The organism is Pseudomonas argentinensis (assembly GCF_001839655.2).
Taxonomy (GTDB): domain Bacteria; phylum Pseudomonadota; class Gammaproteobacteria; order Pseudomonadales; family Pseudomonadaceae; genus Aquipseudomonas; species Aquipseudomonas argentinensis_B.
In genome coordinates this window covers 1,451,751-1,469,975 of the sequence record NZ_CP056087.1, presented here as the reverse complement: position 1 = coordinate 1,469,975, position 18,225 = coordinate 1,451,751, and the positions used below count along the sequence as shown (strand labels likewise).

Below are 18,225 nucleotides of genomic sequence, written 5' to 3'. Positions count from 1 at the left end.
CTGCCTGACCGGCCAATGAGGTACCTACCACAATGTTGAGTTTTATTGCCCGGCGCCTGGGCCTGCTGATACCCACGTTCTTCGGGGTTACGCTGCTGACCTTCGCGCTCATTCGCATGATTCCCGGCGACCCCGTGGAAGTGATGATGGGCGAGCGGCGCGTCGACCCGCAGATGCACGCCGAAGCCATGGAGCGCCTGGGCCTGAACAAGCCGCTTTACGCCCAGTACTTCGACTATATCGGCCAGTTGGCCCAGGGTGACCTGGGTGAGTCGCTGCGCACCCGTACGCCGGTGTGGGACGAATTCACCACCCTGTTCCCCGCTACGCTGGAGCTGACCCTTGCGGCGCTGCTGTTCGCCGGCACTCTGGGGCTGATCGCCGGGGTGATCGCCGCCCTCAAGCGCGGTTCGCTGTTCGATCACGGGGTGATGGGCATCTCCCTGACCGGCTATTCGATGCCGATCTTCTGGTGGGGCCTGCTGCTGATCATGTTCTTCTCGGTATGGCTGGGCTGGACGCCGGTATCCGGGCGCATCGACCTGCTCTACGACATCCAGCCGGTGACCGGCTTCATGCTGATCGACACCCTGCTGTCCGACGAGGAAGGCGCCTTCGTCAACGCGCTGCGCCACCTGATCCTGCCGGCCATCGTGCTGGGCACCATTCCGCTGGCGGTGATCGCCCGCATGACCCGTTCGGCGATGCTCGAAGTGCTGCGTGAAGACTACGTGCGCACCGCCCGCGCCAAGGGCCTGTCGCCGACCCGCGTGGTATTCGTGCATGGCCTGCGCAACGCGCTGATTCCGGTGCTCACCGTGTTCGGCCTGCAGGTCGGCACGCTGCTCGCCGGCGCGGTGCTGACCGAGACCATCTTCTCCTGGCCGGGCATCGGCAAGTGGCTGATCGAGTCGATCGGCGCCCGCGACTACCCGGTGGTGCAGAACGGCATCCTGCTGATCGCCTGCCTGGTGATCCTGGTCAACTTCGTGGTGGACATCCTTTATGGACTGGTCAACCCACGCATTCGCCACCAGCGCTGAGAACCGGCCATGACCTGCTGCGCGTCGGCGATGCCGCGTCAAAATCCATCTCGAGATGCTCATTGGCTACAGCCAACTCCGCGCTCTCGACGAATTTTTCCTTGCCTCGCGCTAGCTCGCGAGGCCATGAACCGATTCTCCGGAGTCATGAATGGTAACTGATATCAACACCGCCGTAGGGTGGATGACGCTCTTCTCATCCACCATGACCGCGCCGCGGTGGACGGATAGAGCGTCGTCCACCCTACAAACTGAACCAGCCCTGCTGGCCCCCGTAGGGTGGATGACGCTCCTCTCATCCACCATGAACACACTGCGGTGGACGGATGAAGCGTCGTCCACCCTACCGACGATCAAGGCGCATTTCGTAGCCCAACCCGATATCAATGAGGTGCGAGCATGACCTCGACCACTACCACACCGCTCGACCAGAGCCTGGTCTACCCCTCGCCGCTAAAGGAATTCTGGCGCGCCTTCAGCCACAACAAGGGCGCCGTTGCCGGCCTCGGCTTCATGCTGCTGATGGTGTTCTGCGCACTGTTCGCGCCATGGATCGCGCCCTACTCGCCCAGCGAGCAGTTCCGTGATGCCCTGCTGACCCCGCCGGTGTGGCTGGATGGCGGCCAGTGGCGCTTCATTCTCGGCACCGACGAAGTCGGCCGCGACCTGCTGTCGCGCCTGATCCACGGTGCGCGCCTGTCGCTGCTGATCGGCCTGGCCTCGGTGGTCATCTCGCTGATTCCCGGCCTGTTGCTGGGCCTGGTGGCCGGGTTCTTCCCGCGCCTGATGGGCCCGTCGATCATGCGCCTGATGGACATCATGCTGGCCCTGCCCTCGCTGCTGCTGGCGGTGGCCATCGTCGCCATCCTCGGCCCGGGCCTGATCAACACCGTGATCGCCATCGCCATCGTGTCGCTGCCCTCCTACGTGCGCCTGACCCGCGCCGCGGTGATGGGCGAGCTGAACCGCGACTACGTGACCGCCGCCCGCCTGGCCGGCGCCAGCCTGCCGCGCCTGATGTTCATCACCGTGCTGCCCAACTGCATGGCGCCGCTGATCGTGCAGGCGACCCTGAGCTTTTCCTCGGCGATCCTCGACGCCGCCGCCCTGGGCTTCCTCGGCCTGGGCGTACAACCGCCAACCCCCGAGTGGGGCACCATGCTGGCCTCGGCACGCGACTACATCGAACGCGCCTGGTGGGTGGTGACCCTGCCCGGTCTCGCCATCCTGCTCAGCGTGCTGGCAATCAACCTGATGGGCGACGGCCTGCGCGATGCGCTGGACCCGAAACTCAAGAACGCGATCTGAGGAGGCCGCCATGAACCTGTTCCTCACCCCGGCCGCGCCCTGCCATTCGATGGAGGCCGCCCGATGAGCCTGCTGGAAATAGACAACCTGAGCGTGCGCTTCGGCGACGCCAACGCCGTACCGGTGGTCGATGGCCTCGACCTGAAGGTCGACAAGGGCGAAGTGCTGGCCATCGTCGGCGAGTCCGGCTCCGGCAAGTCGGTGACCATGATGGCGCTGATGGGCCTGATCGACGCCCCCGGCATCGTGCGTGCCGACCGCCTGACCTTCGACGGCACCGACATGCTCAAGCTCAAGGGCCGCCAGCGGCGCCACATCGTCGGCAAGGACCTGTCGATGATCTTCCAGGACCCGATGACCGCCCTGAACCCCAGTTTCACCGTGGGCTTCCAGATCGAGGAAGTGCTGCGCCAGCACCTGGGTCTGAAGGGCAAGGCCGCGCGCCAGCGCGCCCTGCAACTGCTCGAGCGCGTCGAGATCCCCGGCGCGGCGAGCCGCCTCGAGGCCTTTCCGCACCAGCTGTCCGGTGGCATGAGCCAGCGCGTGGCCATCGCCATGGCGATTGCCGCCGAACCCAAGCTGCTGATCGCCGACGAGCCGACCACCGCCCTGGACGTGACCATCCAGGCGCAGATCATGGAGCTGCTGCTCGACCTGCAACGCGAGCAGAACATGGGCCTGGTGCTGATCACCCACGACCTGGCCGTGGTCGCCGAAACCGCCAACCGGGTCTGCGTGATGTACGCAGGCCAGGCGGTGGAGCTGGGCCAGGTACCGGCGCTGTTCGACGCACCGACCCACCCCTACACCGAAGCGCTGATCAAGGCGATTCCCGAGCACAGCCTGGGCGCCACGCGCCTGTCGACCCTGCCCGGCATCGTGCCCGGCCGCTACGACCGGCCCCACGGCTGCCTGCTGTCGCCACGCTGCCCCTACGTGCAGGCCAAGTGCCGCGAGCAGCGCCCGGCCCTGGAACCCCATGAACGCGGCGCGGTGCGCTGCTATTTCCCGCTCAATCTGAATGCCGAGGTGGCGTGATGACGACCGTCCTGACCGCACGCCAACTGACGCGCCACTATTCCGTGTCCCAGGGCCTGTTCAAGCCCAGCGCCACGGTGCAGGCGCTCAATGGTGTGTCCTTCGAATTGCAGGCCGGCAAGACCCTGGCCGTGGTCGGTGAATCCGGCTGCGGCAAGTCCACCCTGGCCCGCGCCCTGACCCTGATCGAGGAGCCCTCTTCGGGCTCGCTGCAGATCGCCGGCCAGGAAGTGAACGGCGCCAGCGCGCAGACCCGCAAGCAATTGCGCCGCGACGTGCAGATGGTGTTCCAGAACCCCTACGCCTCGCTCAACCCGCGGCAGAAGATCGGCGACCAGTTGGCCGAGCCACTGCTGATCAACACCGGCCTGTCGCGCGCCGAACGCCGCGAAAAGGTACAGGCGATGATGAACCAGGTCGGCCTGCGCGCCGAGCATTACCAGCGCTACCCGCACATGTTCTCCGGCGGCCAGCGCCAGCGCATCGCCCTGGCCCGCGCCATGATGCTCACCCCCAAGGTGCTGGTGGCCGACGAGCCGACCTCGGCGCTGGACGTGTCGATCCAGGCCCAGGTGCTCAACCTGTTCATGGACCTGCAGGAAGAGTTCAGTACCGGCTACGTGTTCATCTCCCACAACCTGTCGGTGGTGCGCCATGTCGCCGACGACGTGCTGGTGATGTACCTCGGCCGCCCGGCGGAGATCGGCCCCAGCGAGCGGCTGTACGAGCGCCCGCTGCACCCCTACACCAAGGCACTGCTGTCGGCCACGCCGACCATCCACCCGGACCCGAGCAAGCCGAAGATCAAGATCGTCGGCGAGCTGCCCAACCCGCTCGACCCGCCATCGGGCTGCCCCTTCCACAAACGCTGCCCCTACGCCACCGAGCGCTGCCAGACCGAACTGCCGCTGCTGCGCCCGCTCGATGGCCGTGAAGTGGCCTGCCACCACGCCGAGCAGTTTCTCTGACCGCCCGCCGGGCGCAGCTCACGCTGCGCCCGGCGAGCCAAGAGCCTGTTCACCATCGTCCTGCCGGGCTTTATCTATTTTGACTGCGACGTGGCGGAAGCAGCCGCAAGCTACAAGCCCCAAGCTACAGGTTAGAAGCAGTCCGCAGTGCTCTAGCTTCTTCTTGCAGCTTGAGGCTTGCGGCTTGAAGCTCAATGTCCGTTTCTGCCTCGAAGTTGCCCGTACCCATGCCCAGAGAGATCCTGGGCAAGGTTCTCAGTACACATCCCGCCGATAACGCCCCTGCTCCACCAGCCCCTCGACAACGGCGTCCCCCAGCAGCTCGCGCAACACCTGATCCACCCCCGCCGCCATCCCTTGCAGACTGCCGCACACATAGACCGCGGCCCCCACGGCAATCCACCCCCGCAGCTCATCCGCCGCCTCGCGCAAGCGATCCTGCACATAGAGGCGCTGCGCCTGGTCGCGGGAAAAGGCCAGATCCAGCCGCTGCAACCGGCCGCCGGTGAGCCAGGCCTGCAGCTCGTCCCGGCAGTAGAAATCGTGCTCGGCATTACGCTCGCCGAACAGCAGCCAGTTGCGCGCATGCCCGGCGGCGATGCGCGCCTTGAGCAGGCTGCGCAGGCCGGCGAGCCCGGTGCCGTTACCGATCAGGATCAGCGGGCGATCATCCTCCGGGGCATGGAAACCACTGTTACGGCGTACCCGCGCCAGCAGTTGCTCGCCAAGCGGCAGGTGCTCGGTCAGCCAGCCGGAACCGGCGCCCAGCTCGCCATTGCTTAGGCGCTGCTGACGCACGATCAGCTCCAGCACGCCGTCTTCGGGGAGCGAGGCGATCGAGTATTCGCGGCTGGGCAATGGCACCAGCGCCTCGAGCAGCGCCTGGGCATGCAGGCCGACCAGGTGACTGGCGCTGTACGGCAGTTGGCGGGCGGCCAGCGCCTCGCCGAGTGTATGGCCCAGCGACTCGATGACGACGGATTCCAGCGCCCGCAGGCCATGGGCCTGCAACCAGCGCTGCACCTGTGCTCTACCGTTGCGCGGGAGGATCTCCAGGATATCGCCCGCCTGCCACGGCGCACCGGCCGGCGGCTGCAGGCCGACCAGCCAGGTGCCCGCGCCCTGGCTGCCCGGGTTGAGGCAGGTGCGCGAACGCAGCACCCAGCCGTCGAACGCCACCGGCTGCATGGCCAGTGGCTGCACGCCGGTCAGCTCGGCCAGCTGGCGCTGCCAATGCTGCAAGGCCTGTGGATCATCGCCATCCACCTCGATACGCTCACCCAGGCGCTGGGCGCCGCGGCTGGTCAGCCAGTCGTCGAGGCGCCGGGCGAAGCCGCAGAACTGCGTGTACTGGCGATCGCCCAGGGCCAGCACCGCGTAACGCAGGCCGGGCAGATCCAGGGTCGCCGCCAGCCATTGGCGCTCGGCCCCGCGCGCGCTGTCCGGCGCCTCACCATCGCCAAAGGTGCTGAGCACCAGCAGCGCCCGGGGCGTGGCGCTGAGCCTGGTGGTGTCGATACGCGCCAGGGGCTGCACTTCCACCGCCATGCCGGCGGCCTGCAACTGTCCGGCGGTTTGCCAGGCCAGCTGTTCGGCAAAGCCGCTCTGGCTGGCGAACCCCACCAGCCAGGACTCACCGCCTTCGCCCCCATCGAGCGCCTGACGGGCGGCCAGCGCCGTGCGCTTCTTGCGGCGTCGGTCCAGGTACAGCAGCAGGCCGGTCAAGAAGAACAACGGCATCAGCAAACTGGCGACCATCATCAGGATGCGCCCGGTCATGCCGAAGTACTCGCCGGTATGCAGGGCATAGACGCTGGCCAGCAGCTGCGCCTTGAACGACTTATCGGCGTAGTGCTCAACCTGCCTGGCCTCGCCAGTGAGCGGGTCGAGCTGCATCTGGTTGAAGGCGCGCGCGTGTTCGGCATCGCGCAATATGAAGAACACCCGCGCCGGCTCGCCGGCAGCATTGGGCAGTTGCAGGCTGTAGGCGGAGAGCGTGTCGCCCGCCGTGCGCTGGATGCCCTGCCAGAGGTTGGTGTAGTCCACCGGCGGCATGGGCTGGCCTGCTACCGGCGGGCCGCGCCGACCGCGACCTTCACCGGCCGCGCGCGGCGCATCGCTGAGCAGGCCTTCCAACCCGTTGCGGTACCAGTCATAGGACCAGTACAGGCCGGTCAGCGCGGCGCACAGGTACAGCGGCAGGCACCAGGTGCCGACCACCGCGTGCAAATCCCAATTGAAGGCGCGGCCCCTCTTGGCCCAGTCGAAGGTCAGCCAGGCGCGCCAGCTCCACACCTGGCGCGGCCAGCGCAGGTACAGTCCGGACAGACAGAAGAACACCAGGGCCATGGTGCAGGCACCGGTGATCTGCCGGCCGCTCTGGCCCATGGCGAGGAAGCGGTGCAGCTGCAGCATCAGGGCGAAGAACTGCAGGCCCCGTGGCTCGCCCAGGGACTCGCCCGTATAGGGGTCGACGAAGCGTATCCCGCCACGCCGTTCACCGGGCGGCGGAGTCAGGAACACCCGCGTCAGCTGGCCGCCCTCGGTATCCACGTAGAGCCCGGAAACACTGAGCCCCTGCGCCTGCAAGCGCTCGACCAGCTCGCCCGGCTCGAGCACCGGCCCCGGCTGGCTGAGCACCTGATGCGGATTGATCGCCTGCAGGATCTCGTCCTGGAAGCTGTACAGCGCGCCGGTCACACCCATCAGGGCCAGCACCAGCCCGGCGCTGATGCCGAACAACCAGTGCAGTTGGAAGAGAACTTTCTTGAACACCGCAATCGACTCTCGGACTACCTGCTGCGAACGGGAGAACCAACTGCGCAGTGGCGCGTGCTTCGACCCTGCCGCCAGGCATGCGCCGCTCGTAATGCGGGTGGCCTTGCAGGATGAGACGGGCATGGCAGAGCGAGCCGGTGGCGCGGGAGTCTATTCGATAACGATTGTCATGTACCAGAAGTTCGCATCTTTATCCACATAACGATGCGAAAGCGAACCAGCCGCGGCGGCGCTGCGCTCAACGCAAGCGCCAGACCTCGAACGGCCTGGCCAGCACGAACAGGTCGCGGGCGACGCTTTCCGGGTACTGGTCGACCGGCGGCGCATCGGGCAGGTACAGCGCGGCGGCGTCGAGGGTCGACAGCGAGAACTCCAGCTCCACGCCGGCAGCCTGGAACAGCTGGCTCACCGCCTCGACTTCCGCCGCGCCACTGCAATTGACCCGGCGCCCGACCAGGAAGGCATTGAGCTGGTCGCAGACCTTCCCGGCGGCCAGGCCGGTCGCTTCGGCTTCGAGCAGCGACAGGCCGAGGTGTTCCTCGCAGGTGGCGTCCAGCGCGACGGGGCTGGCAGCCGGTTTGACGATGGCGGACATGCTCGTGCCTGGCACCGCGGCACCGATTTCGATGGGGAAAGGCCCCTGCACGCTCTGGTAGAAGCGGACGGCCATGGCGCCTTCGAGCATTCCTGGGATCTGTTTCATGACACGACTCTCATTGCTGCGGTGGTATTGCCAACACGCGCGGCGCCATCCTGCGCCACGACGGGAGGGCATTGTCGGCGCCTTGTGTGTAAGCGTCGTGACAGTGAGAGGGTGTTGTCGACCAGCCGTCGGCAAGACGGCTGGTGCTGGCGGCGCAGCCGGATTGCCCGGCCGCGCGGGCGGCCGTCAGACCACGCCCTGGGCGAGCATGGCGTCGGCCACCTTGACGAAGCCGGCGATGTTGGCGCCCTTGACGTAGTTGATGCCGCCATTTTCCTCGCCATGGCGTACACAGGCGTTGTGGATGGACTGCATGATGCCGTGCAGCTTCTCGTCCACCTCGCCTTCGCTCCAGTGCAGGCGCATGGCGTTCTGCGACATTTCCAGGCCGCTGACCGCCACGCCGCCGGCGTTGGAGGCCTTGCCCGGGGCGAACAGGGTGCCGTGCTCGACGAACAGGTCCACCGCGTCCAGGGTGGTCGGCATGTTGGCGCCCTCGGCCACGCATACGCAGCCATTGCCGAGCAGCGCCTGGGCGTCCTCCAGGTTCAGCTCGTTCTGGGTGGCACAGGGCAGCGCGATATCACAGGCCAGGCCCCAGGGCCGTTGACCGGCCTGGAAGCGCAACGCGCCGCCGTCCAGTTCGCTCAGGCGGCCACGCTGCTGATTCTTCAGCGCCATCACGTCCTGCCAGTGCTGCTCGCTGAAGCCCTCTTCCACATACAGCGTGCCTGCGGAATCGGAGAAGGAAATCACCTTGCCGCCCAGATCCATGACCTTGCGCGCGGCGTATTGCGCCACGTTGCCGGAGCCGGAGATGGCGACGCGCTGGCCGTCGAAGGTGCGCCCGCGGGTCTTGAGCATTTCCTCGGCGAAGTACACGCAGCCGTAGCCGGTGGCTTCCGGGCGGATCAGGCTGCCGCCGTAGGTCAGGCCCTTGCCGGTCAGCACCGAGGTGAACTCGTTGGCCAGGCGCTTGTACTGGCCGAACAGATAGCCGATCTCGCGGCCACCGACACCGATGTCGCCGGCCGGCACGTCCAGGTTGGCGCCGATGTGGCGGTACAGCTCGGTCATGAACGACTGGCAGAAGCGCATCACCTCGGCGTCGCTCTTGCCCTTGGGGTCGAAGTCCGCACCGCCCTTGCCGCCGCCCATGGGCAGCGAGGTCAGGGAGTTCTTCAAGGTCTGCTCGAAGGCCAGGAACTTGAGCACGCTGAGGTTCACCGAGGGGTGAAAGCGCAGGCCGCCCTTGTACGGGCCGATGGCGCTGTTCATCTGGATGCGGAAGCCACGGTTGACCTGCACGCGCCCGGCATCGTCGACCCATGGCACGCGGAACAGCACGGCACGTTCCGGCTCGACCAGACGCTCGACGATGCCCGCCTCCAGGTAGCGAGGGTTGGCCTGCAGGAACGGCCACAAGCTGCGCAGCACTTCCTCCACCGCCTGGTGGAATTCAGGCTGGTGGGGATCGCGTTGTTTCAGGCGTTCGAGGAAATGGTCGACGGACATGCTCATGGCAGGCTCCCTGGCGTCTTGCTGCGCCGCGCAATGAAAAGTGGCGGGACTCTAGCAAGAACAGAGCGCCCTTAAAAAGGGCAAAATGACGCCTTTATGAAACTTTTTGGTGCTTTACTGTAAATAGGCCGCTGAAAACAGGGCCTTCATCAGCCTAGACAACGCACCAAGTCGGCATCATTTCGCACCAAAAGATCACTCGCCGCGCAGGGACTGCCAGCTCAAGCCGAAGCGCGCCAGGTACTTGCGCAGGCGGTCGGCATCATTGGGCTGCGCCTTGGCCTGGCGGCTGATATCGAACAGACGCCGGCCCGCCTCGGACAGGCTGTCCGCCTGCCGACAGATGTCGATCACCGCCTGCAGCTGCAGACGGTCGAACAGGTCGATATCACCGGCCGCCTCGCCCAGCAGGCTCGATAGCCCATCCGGCACCAAACCCCAGGCGCGCCGCAGCCGCTCGATCTCCTCCTGCACCTGCGCCTCGTCGATACGCCCGCTGTCGGCCAGGGTCGCCATGCGGGTGATCGAGGCCGACAGCTCACGGAAGTTGCCCTGCCAGGCGGCCTCGCTGGAACTGGCGAAGGCCAGGTAGCGGCGCCGCGCCTCCAGGTTGAAGCGCACCATCCGCCCCTGCTCGCGGGCGTGGCGCTCCAGTTCGAAATCGATGTTCGGCTCGATGTCCTCGCGGCGCCCGGCCAACCCCGGCAATTCGAAGGTCCACAGGTTGATGCGCGCATGGAGGTCTTCACGAAACAGCCCGTCGGCGACCCGCGCACGCAGGTCGCGATGGGTGCCGGCAATCAGCAGGAAGTCGCTGCTCACCTCCTTGTCCGCGCCCATGGGAAAGAAGCGCTTCTCCTCGATGGCCTTGAGCAGCATGGCCTGCTCGTCCAGGCCCAACTCGCCGATCTCGTCGAGAAACAGCATACCCCCATCGGCAGCGCGCAGCAGACCGTCGCGGGCATTCTGCGCGCCGGTGAAGGCGCCCTTGATATGCCCGAACAACGCCGACATGGCGCCGTCACCACGCAGCGTCGCGCAGTTGACCTCGACGAAGCGGCCGTCGACCAGATGGCGGCTGCGCTTGAGCTCGTAAACGCGGCGGGCCAGGAACGACTTGCCGGCACCGGTCGGGCCGATCAGCAGCATCGGCGCCGAGGAGCGTACGGCGACCCGCTCGATCTGCTCGATGGAACGGTTGAACGCCGCGTTGCGCGTGGCGATGCCGGACTTGAGAAACGCCAGCCCCTCCAGCCGCTCATGCTGGAAGCGCGTGGCAATACGGTCGTAGCGCGAGAGGTCGAGGTCGATCAGCGCGTGGGTGCCAGTCACCGGCGCCTGCTCATCTCGTTTGCGCGCCGGCGAGGTCTGCACCAGCCGCGCCGGCAGGTAGCGCGCCTCGGTGAGCAGGAACCAGCAGATCTGCGCCACATGGGTCCCGGTGGTGATGTGCACCAGGTAGTCCTCGCGCTCGGTATCGAAGGCATAGCCGCTGGTGAAGTCATGCAGCGCGCCGTATACCTCCTCGAAATCCCAGGGGTTGCGCAGGTGCAACGGCTGCAGGCGCACTTCGGTCTCCGGGGAGATCTGCTCGATATCGGCACGGATGCGCTCGGCCAGGCTGATATCCCGTGCATCGACGCCATGGATCAGCTCCAGGCGATCGATCAGCAAGTCCGGCTGCTGACAGAGACCGATGCTCGGCCGCCACTTGTTCCAGCGATTGGCGCCCTTGCCGACCCGATCCAGGGTGGCGCCGATAAAGCCGATGGCGACGGTACGCTTGCGGGTCATGTTCAGCGCTCCCCTACGGTAAACAGCAGCGGTGATTCGAACATCGCCAGCGGCGAGATCACCGGTTCATCCAGCGGCACCTTGTCGCCGTAACGCTCACGCATCTTGGCGCGCACCGCCGGCGCCGCCAGGTTGAAGTCACGCACCCGCTGCAAGGCGCCGATCTCCACGCCCAGGGCGCGCTGGTAGGCCTTCCAGACCAGTTCGGAGCAATACAGGCGGCTGTCCGACCACTCGAAGGTCAGATCATAACGGGCCCCGCTGAACCGTTCGGCCTCATGCCGCAGCTTGATCAGCCCTGCATCATCGATACCCGCATGCAGGCGTTTGACCACGTAATGACCACCCTCGCCCCGCGCCACCCATTGCGGCAAAGGCGTGTAGCGCACCGTGGCGCTGGCTTCGAACACCTGTAGCTGGCCGTCCTTGCGCAGCAGCATGCCCATATGGCTGTAGCGCGAGCCGGTGGCCAGTTGCACGGCCAGGCTCTGCGAGGAGCGCGATTGATGGAAGATCAGGTCGCCTTCACGCAGCGACGGCTCGGCATGGGCAAAAGCGGCCCACAGCATGGCGAGCAGAACCGACAGAACACGCATGGCTCCTCCTTGAAGCGCTGGCTGATTTATCCAAAAAGATAAATAACGATATCAAAAAATATATATTTTCTTGAAGTTGTTCACCTTAGGCTGCCCGGAAGATCCCCGGATAAAATTTAAAATCGTTTAAATTCAATAACTTATAAATATTTTGAAACCTCGAATAAAAAACTGGCATAACCGCTGCACTTGCTCTGGCAACAACGCACAACACAGCGAGACGCCACGATGGCCAACTTCAACCTGTTCACCATTACGGCTGTAGCGCAATTGGTAGAGCCAATGTGCCCATCCACTCATCGCTGCACGGGGGCCTGCCCCGCCTTTTTGATCGACCCGGCGAGCGCCGGTGGAACTACAGGACGTGAAGGTTGCGGGTTCGACTCCCGCCCCGGCGACGGGTAGCTCAACTGGATAGAGCAACGCGCATGTTTCATCAACGATTGTCGCCGCACTGCAAACACGCTGGCACGGCCAGCCCGAATACGAGTGAATGATGATGCAAACCAAGAGCTACAACCTGCTGGAAGTCGCAGGCGGCAAGCCGATCAAGCTGTGGACGCAAGGCGTTCCGGTCGAGGAAGACGCCAAGCAGCAGTTGATGAACACCGCGAAGATGCCCTTTATCTTCAAGCACCTGGCGGTGTTGCCGGACGTGCACCTGGGTAAGGGGTCGACAATCGGCAGCGTGATTCCCACGGTCGGCGCGATCATCCCGGCAGCGGTCGGGGTGGACATCGGTTGCGGCATGATTGCCGCACGCACCTCGCTGATGGCTCACGACCTGCCGGACAACCTGGCCGGCCTGCGCGCCGCTATCGAGGAGGCCGTGCCCCACGGGCGTAGCAATACCCGTGGAGGTCGCGACCGGGGCGCCTGGGAAAACGTGCCGGAGATGGCCGACCACGCCTGGTCGGCGCTGAGCGGACGCTTCAAGGCAATCACCGACAAGTACCCGCGGCTGGAGAAGACCAACAACCGCAAGCACCTGGGAACCCTGGGAACCGGCAACCACTTCGTCGAGGTGTGCCTGGACGAGGCGAACCGGGTCTGGTTCATGTTGCACAGTGGGTCGCGCGGCGTGGGTAACGCCATCGGCAACCTGTTCATCGAACTGGCCCAGGCCGATATGCGCCAGCACATCGCCAACCTGCCGGACCGTGACCTGGCCTACTTCGAGGAAGGCAGCCAGCACTTCGCCGACTACGTGGAAGCGGTGGGCTGGGCCCAGGACTTCGCCAAGCAGAACCGCGCCCTGATGATGCACGCGGTGATCGCGGCGGCCCGCGGGGTGATCGCCAAGCCGTTCGAGGTCGCCCTGGAAGCGGTGAACTGCCACCACAACTACGTGCAGAAGGAACGTCACTTCGGTGAAGAAGTGCTGGTAACGCGCAAAGGCGCAGTGTCGGCAAAGAAAGGCGAACTGGGCATCATCCCAGGCTCCATGGGTGCCAAGAGCTTTATCGTGCGCGGTCTGGGTAACGAGGAAGCGTTCTGCTCCTGCAGCCACGGCGCCGGGCGCACCATGAGCCGAACCCGCGCCAAGAAGCTGTTCACAGTGGAAGACCAGATCAAGGCCACGGCCCACGTCGAATGCCGCAAGGACGCCGACGTGATCGATGAGATCCCGATGGCCTACAAGGACATCGACCAGGTCATGGACGCCCAGCGCGAGCTGGTGGAAGTGGTGCACACCCTGCGTCAGGTGGTGTGCGTGAAAGGATAAGGAGAGGCCATGCTGCAACCGATGCAAAGCCAGCGACTCGATGAACTGCGCACCCGCCTGGAAGAAGCGGGCTACGTGTTCGACTTCGTGGTGGCCACGCTCGACTCGACCGCCACGCCCGGCGAGCTGGAGCATCGGCAGGCGCTGGGGTTGCTGTTCGAAGGCATCGAGGAGCGCGCGCGGATCTGGCAACGGAAACTGATAGCCCAGGATGCCAGTTGCGCGAACCATCGCTGGCCCGCGTGCACTGCGGATCTAGGTCAGGCCCGCTCACAGCCGCTCACTAACGACGCAATCCGCGAGCTGGCCAGCGAGAATGGCCTGCTGTGCCGCAACTTCCGTAACCCGCCCTACGGCACCGCGTTGCAAGTGGCGGACTTTCGCGAATGGCAGCACATGCTGCGACTGTATCCCGATGAACAGCTGCAGGTGCTCGATTGGGTCGGCGATGCGCACGAAGATCCGCAACGCAGCGCCTGGAGCAGCTACTTCGACGACGGCAAGGAGTGGTGGGGCATCTGGTGCCTCACCCTGTACAACCCGCGACGCCGGACATTGTCGGCGCTGGCCGCCAGCGCGACAGACTAGACAAGGATGGAAGACATGGACATGCAACAACGCCACCCCCTCAGCGACGCCATGCGCGCCCGGGTGCTGGCTGAACTCGAACGGGTCGAACGCGAGCGCAACGTCAAGGTGCTGTATGCCTGCGAGTCGGGCAGCCGCGCCTGGGGCTTCGCCTCGACGGATAGCGACTACGACGTGCGCTTCGTCTACGTGGAAAAGCCGGACTGGTTCGTCCAGGTCGATACCCCGCGCGATGTGATCGAGCGGCCGCTGGATGACGAGTTGGACGTCAGCGGCTGGGAGCTGCGCAAGACCCTGGGCCTGCTGCGCAAATCCAACCCGACGCTGCTGGAGTGGCTCGACTCGCCCCTGGTGTACCGCCAGGAAGATCAGGCCACGGCGCGCCTGCGCGAGCTGGCCGAGCATTTCTACAGCCCGCCGGCGGCGCGCAATCACTACCTGTCGATGGCCAGGAAGAACTTTCGCGGCTACCTGCAGGGCGAGACGGTGCGCTTGAAGAAGTACTTCTACGTGCTGCGCCCGCTGCTGGCCGTGCTGTGGATCGACCAGGGCCGTGGCCGGCCGCCGATGACCTTCGCCGACCTGCTGCAGACGGTGGACGACACGGCACTGCTGGCCGAAGTTGACCAACTGCTGGCCCTCAAGCGCAGCGCCGACGAGTCGGCCTATGGCCCGCGCCGCCCTGCCCTGCACGCCTTTATCGAGGCGCAGCTGGAACGGCCGGTGCCGATGCTGCCGCGCACCCAGGCGGACAGCGGCCTGCTCGACGCCTACCTGCGTGAGATGGTCGGCCGTTACGCCTGAGCCGCCTTCGTAGCCTGGGTCGAACGAAGCGACACCTGGGCTAAGAACGCGGGCCACAGTCGAGAGGGACGCGGAGCGTCCTGATGGACATTCCCACGCAGAGCGTGGGAACGATAACGATCAAAGGATTCACCATGAACAAGGATATTCTCGAACTCGACGGCGTCTTCGGCGGCGGCCAAGTGCTGCGCACGGCGCTGAGTCTGTCGATGATCACCGGCACGCCGTTTCGCATTACCAACATTCGCGCCAGGCGCAGCCGGCCGGGCCTGTTGCGCCAGCACCTGACCGCGGTACTGGCCGCCGCCGAAATCAGCGGGGCCGAAACCGAGGGTGCCGAGATGCATGGGACCAGCCTGGTGTTTCGTCCCGGAGCGATCCGCGGCGGCGAGTACCGCTTCGCCATCGGTTCGGCGGGTAGCTGCACCCTGGTGTTGCAGACCATTCTGCCGGCCCTGCTGCAGGCCGCCGAGCCGAGTCGCGTACAGATCAGCGGCGGCACCCACAACCCGGCCGCGCCGCCCTTCGACTTTCTCGACCGGGCCTGGCTACCGTTGCTGCGGCGCATGGGTGGCCGGGTCGAGCTGCAACTGCACCGCCACGGCTTCGTGCCTGCCGGTGGCGGCGCGCTGGAGGCATTTATCCAGCCCTCGCGGTTGACGCCCCTGCACCTGTGCGAGCGCGGCGCCGTGATCGAACAGCGCGCGGACGTGTTGCTGGCCGGTATTCCCGGCCACGTGGGCGAACGCGAGCTGGCGCGGGTCGGCAAACGCCTGCAGTGGCCGGACGACCAGTTGCACTGCACCTGGCTGAATCAGGAACACGGCCCGGGCAATATCCTGATGCTGACGGTGGCCTGCGAGCAACTGACGGAACAGTTCTGTGCCTTTGGGCAGACCAGCGTGCGGGCCGAAGCGGTCGCCGACCAAGCCATCGAACCGCTGCGGCAGTGGCTGGCCAGCGGCGCGGCAGTGGCCGAGCACCTGGCCGACCAGTTGCTGCTACCGATGGCCCTGGCGGGCAGCGGCAGCTTCACCACCACGCACCTGAGCGAGCACCTGCAGAGCAATATCCAGGTGATCGAAGCCTTCTGCCCGGTGACCGTGCGCTGCACGCCGACCGGCAAGGGGTTGCGGGTCGAGGTCGGTGGCCGCGACTAGAACCTGTTCACGATCGCTGTCTACCGGCGAACGCGCAGTCCCTTGAGTCGACGGCAATAAGGCAAGAGCGGACGTTCCCAGCGTAGGGTGGACAACGCTCTTTTTGTCCACCATTGCGCTCGCAGAGCGGTGGACGGATGAAGCGTCGTCCACCCTACGAAAGGCCGCTTCCGCCACATTGCGGTCATCGAAATGGAAGCAAGTCGAAAACGCGCCAAGGAAAGGCAGCCATAAAAAAACGGAGCCCTGAGGCTCCGTTTTTTCTACCACAGCGCTTACTGCGCCAGCTTCTTGTGCCGTACCCGGTGCGGCTGGGCGGCGGCGTCGCCGAGGCGTTTCTTGCGGTCGGCTTCGTACTCGGTGTAGTTGCCTTCGAAGAAGATCACGCCGTCGTCCTCGTAGGAGAGGATGTGGGTCGCCACGCGGTCCAGGAACCAGCGATCGTGAGAGATCACGATGGCGGCGCCGGGGAAGTCCAGCAACGCGTCTTCCAGCGAGCGCAGGGTTTCCACGTCGAGGTCGTTGGACGGTTCGTCGAGCAGCAGGACGTTGGCGCCCTCCTTCAGGGTCAGGGCCAGGTGCAGACGGCCACGCTCACCACCGGAGAGGTCCTTGACGAACTTCTGCTGGTCGGCGCCCTTGAAGTTGAAGCGGCCCACGTAACCGCGGGACGGGACTTCGTAGTTGCCGATCTTGATCATGTCCAGGCCGTCGGACACCGCTTCCCAGACGGTCTTGCTGCCGTCCAGGTCCTCGCGGCTCTGGTCGACGCAGGCCAGCTGCACGGTTTCACCGATCTCGATGCTGCCCGAGTCCGGGGTTTCCTTGCCCATCAGCATGCGGAACAGGGTCGACTTACCGGCACCGTTGCCGCCGATCACGCCGACGATGGCGCCCTTCGGTACGCTGAACGACAGGTCCTCGACCAGTACGCGGTCGCCGTAGCCTTTGGTGACGTTCTTGAACTCGATGACCTTGTCGCCCAGGCGCGCGCCGGCCGGGATGTAGATCTCGTTGGTCTCGGCGCGTTTCTGGAATTCCTGGGACTGCATTTCCTCGAAGCGCTGCAGACGCGCCTTGGACTTGGACTGGCGGGCCTTGGCGCCCTTGCGCACCCACTCCAGCTCTTCCTTCATGGCCTTCTCGTGGGCCGACTGCTGCTTGGACTCCTGGGCCAGGCGCGCCGACTTGGCCTCCAGCCAACCCGAGTAGTTGCCTTCGTACGGGATGCCCGCGCCGCGGTCGAGTTCGAGAATCCAGCCGGCGACGTTGTCGAGGAAGTAACGGTCGTGGGTGATGGCCACCACGGTCCCGGGGAAGTCGTGCAGGAAGCGCTCCAGCCAGGCCACCGAGTCGGCGTCCAGGTGGTTGGTCGGCTCGTCGAGCAGCAGCATGTCGGGGGCCGACAGCAGCAGGCGGCACAGCGCCACGCGGCGCTTCTCGCCACCGGACAGGTGCTCGATCCTGGCGTCCCAGGCCGGCAGGCGCAGGGCGTCGGCGGCGACTTCCAGCTGGCGCTCCAGGTTGTGACCGTCGCTGGCCTGCAGGATGGCTTCGAGCTTGGCCTGCTCGGCGGCCAGCTTGTCGAAGTCGGCATCGGGCTCGGCGTAGGCGGCGTAGACCTCGTCCAGGCGCGCCTGGGCGTCCTTGACCACGCTGACCGCTTCCTCGACCACTTCGCGCACGGTCTTGGCCGGATCCAGCTGCGGCTCCTGGGGCAGGTAGCCGACGTTGATGTCCGGCATCGGCCGGGCTTCGCCATCGAACTCCTTGTCCACGCCCGCCATGATGCGCAGCAGGGTCGATTTACCGGCACCGTTGAGGCCCAGCACACCGATCTTGGCGCCCGGGAAGAACGACAGGGAGATGTTCTTGAGGATCTCGCGCTTCGGCGGCACGACCTTGCTCAGCCGATGCATGGTGTAGACGTATTGAGCCAAAATTCAGACCTCACTAATAAATGGCGACGATGGCGCGCACCCTATGCCAAGACGCCGCCTCACGCAAACGGATAAATGCCGCGCCCGCAGGCGCGCCAAGCCATTCCGCACACCCGTACTTAACAGAGATGAGCTGCCCGGGTGAGGGTACAGCGCTGACCGGGCATTTTCGGCGATCTGCGCCAGACTAGGAAGAGTAGCAAGTGTGCGACATTCGTCGCCTGGGCTGGCACTTCGCCACATTTGTGGCATGCTAGC

At 65.5% G+C, this 18,225-nt stretch carries 14 protein-coding genes; 8 read left to right on the top strand and 6 right to left on the bottom strand.

Annotation, left to right across the window (positions count from 1 at the left end; all coding sequences use genetic code 11):
- Nucleotides 1-32: 32 nt before the first annotated feature.
- The 4 genes from SA190iCDA_RS06385 (at nucleotide 33) to SA190iCDA_RS06370 (ending at nucleotide 4,357) form a co-directional block, all read left to right on the top strand.
- Nucleotides 33-1,043, top strand: a complete 1,011-nt coding sequence (locus SA190iCDA_RS06385; protein WP_070884374.1) for an ABC transporter permease subunit — start codon at nucleotides 33-35, stop codon at nucleotides 1,041-1,043.
- A gap of 399 nt (nucleotides 1,044-1,442) precedes the next feature.
- The gene (locus SA190iCDA_RS06380; protein ID WP_070884376.1) at nucleotides 1,443-2,351 is read left to right on the top strand and encodes an ABC transporter permease subunit; all 909 of its coding nucleotides are present in this window, start codon (nucleotides 1,443-1,445) and stop codon (nucleotides 2,349-2,351) included.
- A gap of 63 nt (nucleotides 2,352-2,414) precedes the next feature.
- Entirely contained in the window at nucleotides 2,415-3,389 is a 975-nt protein-coding gene (locus tag SA190iCDA_RS06375; RefSeq protein ID WP_070884377.1) for an ABC transporter ATP-binding protein, read from the top strand.
- Nucleotides 3,389-4,357 carry a peptide ABC transporter ATP-binding protein gene (locus SA190iCDA_RS06370; RefSeq protein ID WP_070884378.1) on the top strand — a complete coding sequence of 323 codons (969 nt, stop codon included), beginning with the start codon at nucleotides 3,389-3,391 and terminating at the stop codon, nucleotides 4,355-4,357. The genes SA190iCDA_RS06375 and SA190iCDA_RS06370 overlap by 1 nt, the downstream gene beginning before the upstream one ends.
- A 255-nt stretch (nucleotides 4,358-4,612) precedes the next feature.
- Here the strand turns inward: SA190iCDA_RS06370 and SA190iCDA_RS06365 are convergent, their stop codons facing one another.
- From SA190iCDA_RS06365 to SA190iCDA_RS06345, 5 genes are all read right to left on the bottom strand, one after another.
- Complete coding sequence (locus SA190iCDA_RS06365) at nucleotides 4,613-7,132, bottom strand: sulfite reductase flavoprotein subunit alpha (RefSeq protein ID WP_070884379.1); 2,520 nt, start codon at nucleotides 7,130-7,132, stop codon at nucleotides 4,613-4,615.
- Nucleotides 7,133-7,373: 241 nt separating this feature from the next.
- Nucleotides 7,374-7,838 (bottom strand): hypothetical protein, encoded by a 465-nt coding sequence (locus tag SA190iCDA_RS06360; RefSeq protein ID WP_139159438.1) that lies wholly within the window; start codon nucleotides 7,836-7,838, stop codon nucleotides 7,374-7,376.
- A 186-nt stretch (nucleotides 7,839-8,024) separates the two neighbouring features.
- Complete coding sequence (gdhA, locus tag SA190iCDA_RS06355) at nucleotides 8,025-9,359, bottom strand: NADP-specific glutamate dehydrogenase (RefSeq protein WP_070884381.1); 1,335 nt, start codon at nucleotides 9,357-9,359, stop codon at nucleotides 8,025-8,027.
- 195 nt (nucleotides 9,360-9,554) lie between these two features.
- Complete coding sequence (gene rtcR / locus SA190iCDA_RS06350; protein ID WP_070884382.1) at nucleotides 9,555-11,153, bottom strand: RNA repair transcriptional activator RtcR; 1,599 nt, start codon at nucleotides 11,151-11,153, stop codon at nucleotides 9,555-9,557.
- 2 nt (nucleotides 11,154-11,155) lie between these two features.
- Nucleotides 11,156-11,749, bottom strand: coding sequence for a YiiX family permuted papain-like enzyme (locus tag SA190iCDA_RS06345; RefSeq protein WP_070884383.1), 594 nt, complete (start codon nucleotides 11,747-11,749; stop codon nucleotides 11,156-11,158).
- Nucleotides 11,750-12,248: 499 nt separating this feature from the next.
- Between SA190iCDA_RS06345 and SA190iCDA_RS06340 the strand changes: the two genes are divergently transcribed.
- From SA190iCDA_RS06340 to rtcA, 4 genes are all read left to right on the top strand, one after another.
- Complete coding sequence (locus SA190iCDA_RS06340; RefSeq protein ID WP_070884676.1) at nucleotides 12,249-13,475, top strand: RtcB family protein; 1,227 nt, start codon at nucleotides 12,249-12,251, stop codon at nucleotides 13,473-13,475.
- A gap of 9 nt (nucleotides 13,476-13,484) precedes the next feature.
- Complete coding sequence (locus tag SA190iCDA_RS06335) at nucleotides 13,485-14,063, top strand: hypothetical protein (RefSeq protein WP_070884384.1); 579 nt, start codon at nucleotides 13,485-13,487, stop codon at nucleotides 14,061-14,063.
- 15 nt (nucleotides 14,064-14,078) lie between these two features.
- On the top strand, nucleotides 14,079-14,867 hold the full coding sequence (locus SA190iCDA_RS06330; protein WP_070884385.1) for a nucleotidyltransferase domain-containing protein: 789 nt from the start codon (nucleotides 14,079-14,081) through the stop codon (nucleotides 14,865-14,867).
- A gap of 134 nt (nucleotides 14,868-15,001) precedes the next feature.
- Entirely contained in the window at nucleotides 15,002-16,027 is a 1,026-nt protein-coding gene (gene rtcA / locus SA190iCDA_RS06325) for an RNA 3'-terminal phosphate cyclase (RefSeq protein ID WP_070884386.1), read from the top strand.
- A 275-nt stretch (nucleotides 16,028-16,302) separates the two neighbouring features.
- On the opposite strand, the gene ettA is transcribed toward rtcA, so the two are convergent.
- Nucleotides 16,303-17,967, bottom strand: a complete 1,665-nt coding sequence (ettA, locus tag SA190iCDA_RS06320; RefSeq protein WP_070884387.1) for an energy-dependent translational throttle protein EttA — start codon at nucleotides 17,965-17,967, stop codon at nucleotides 16,303-16,305.
- Nucleotides 17,968-18,225 lie beyond the last annotated feature (258 nt).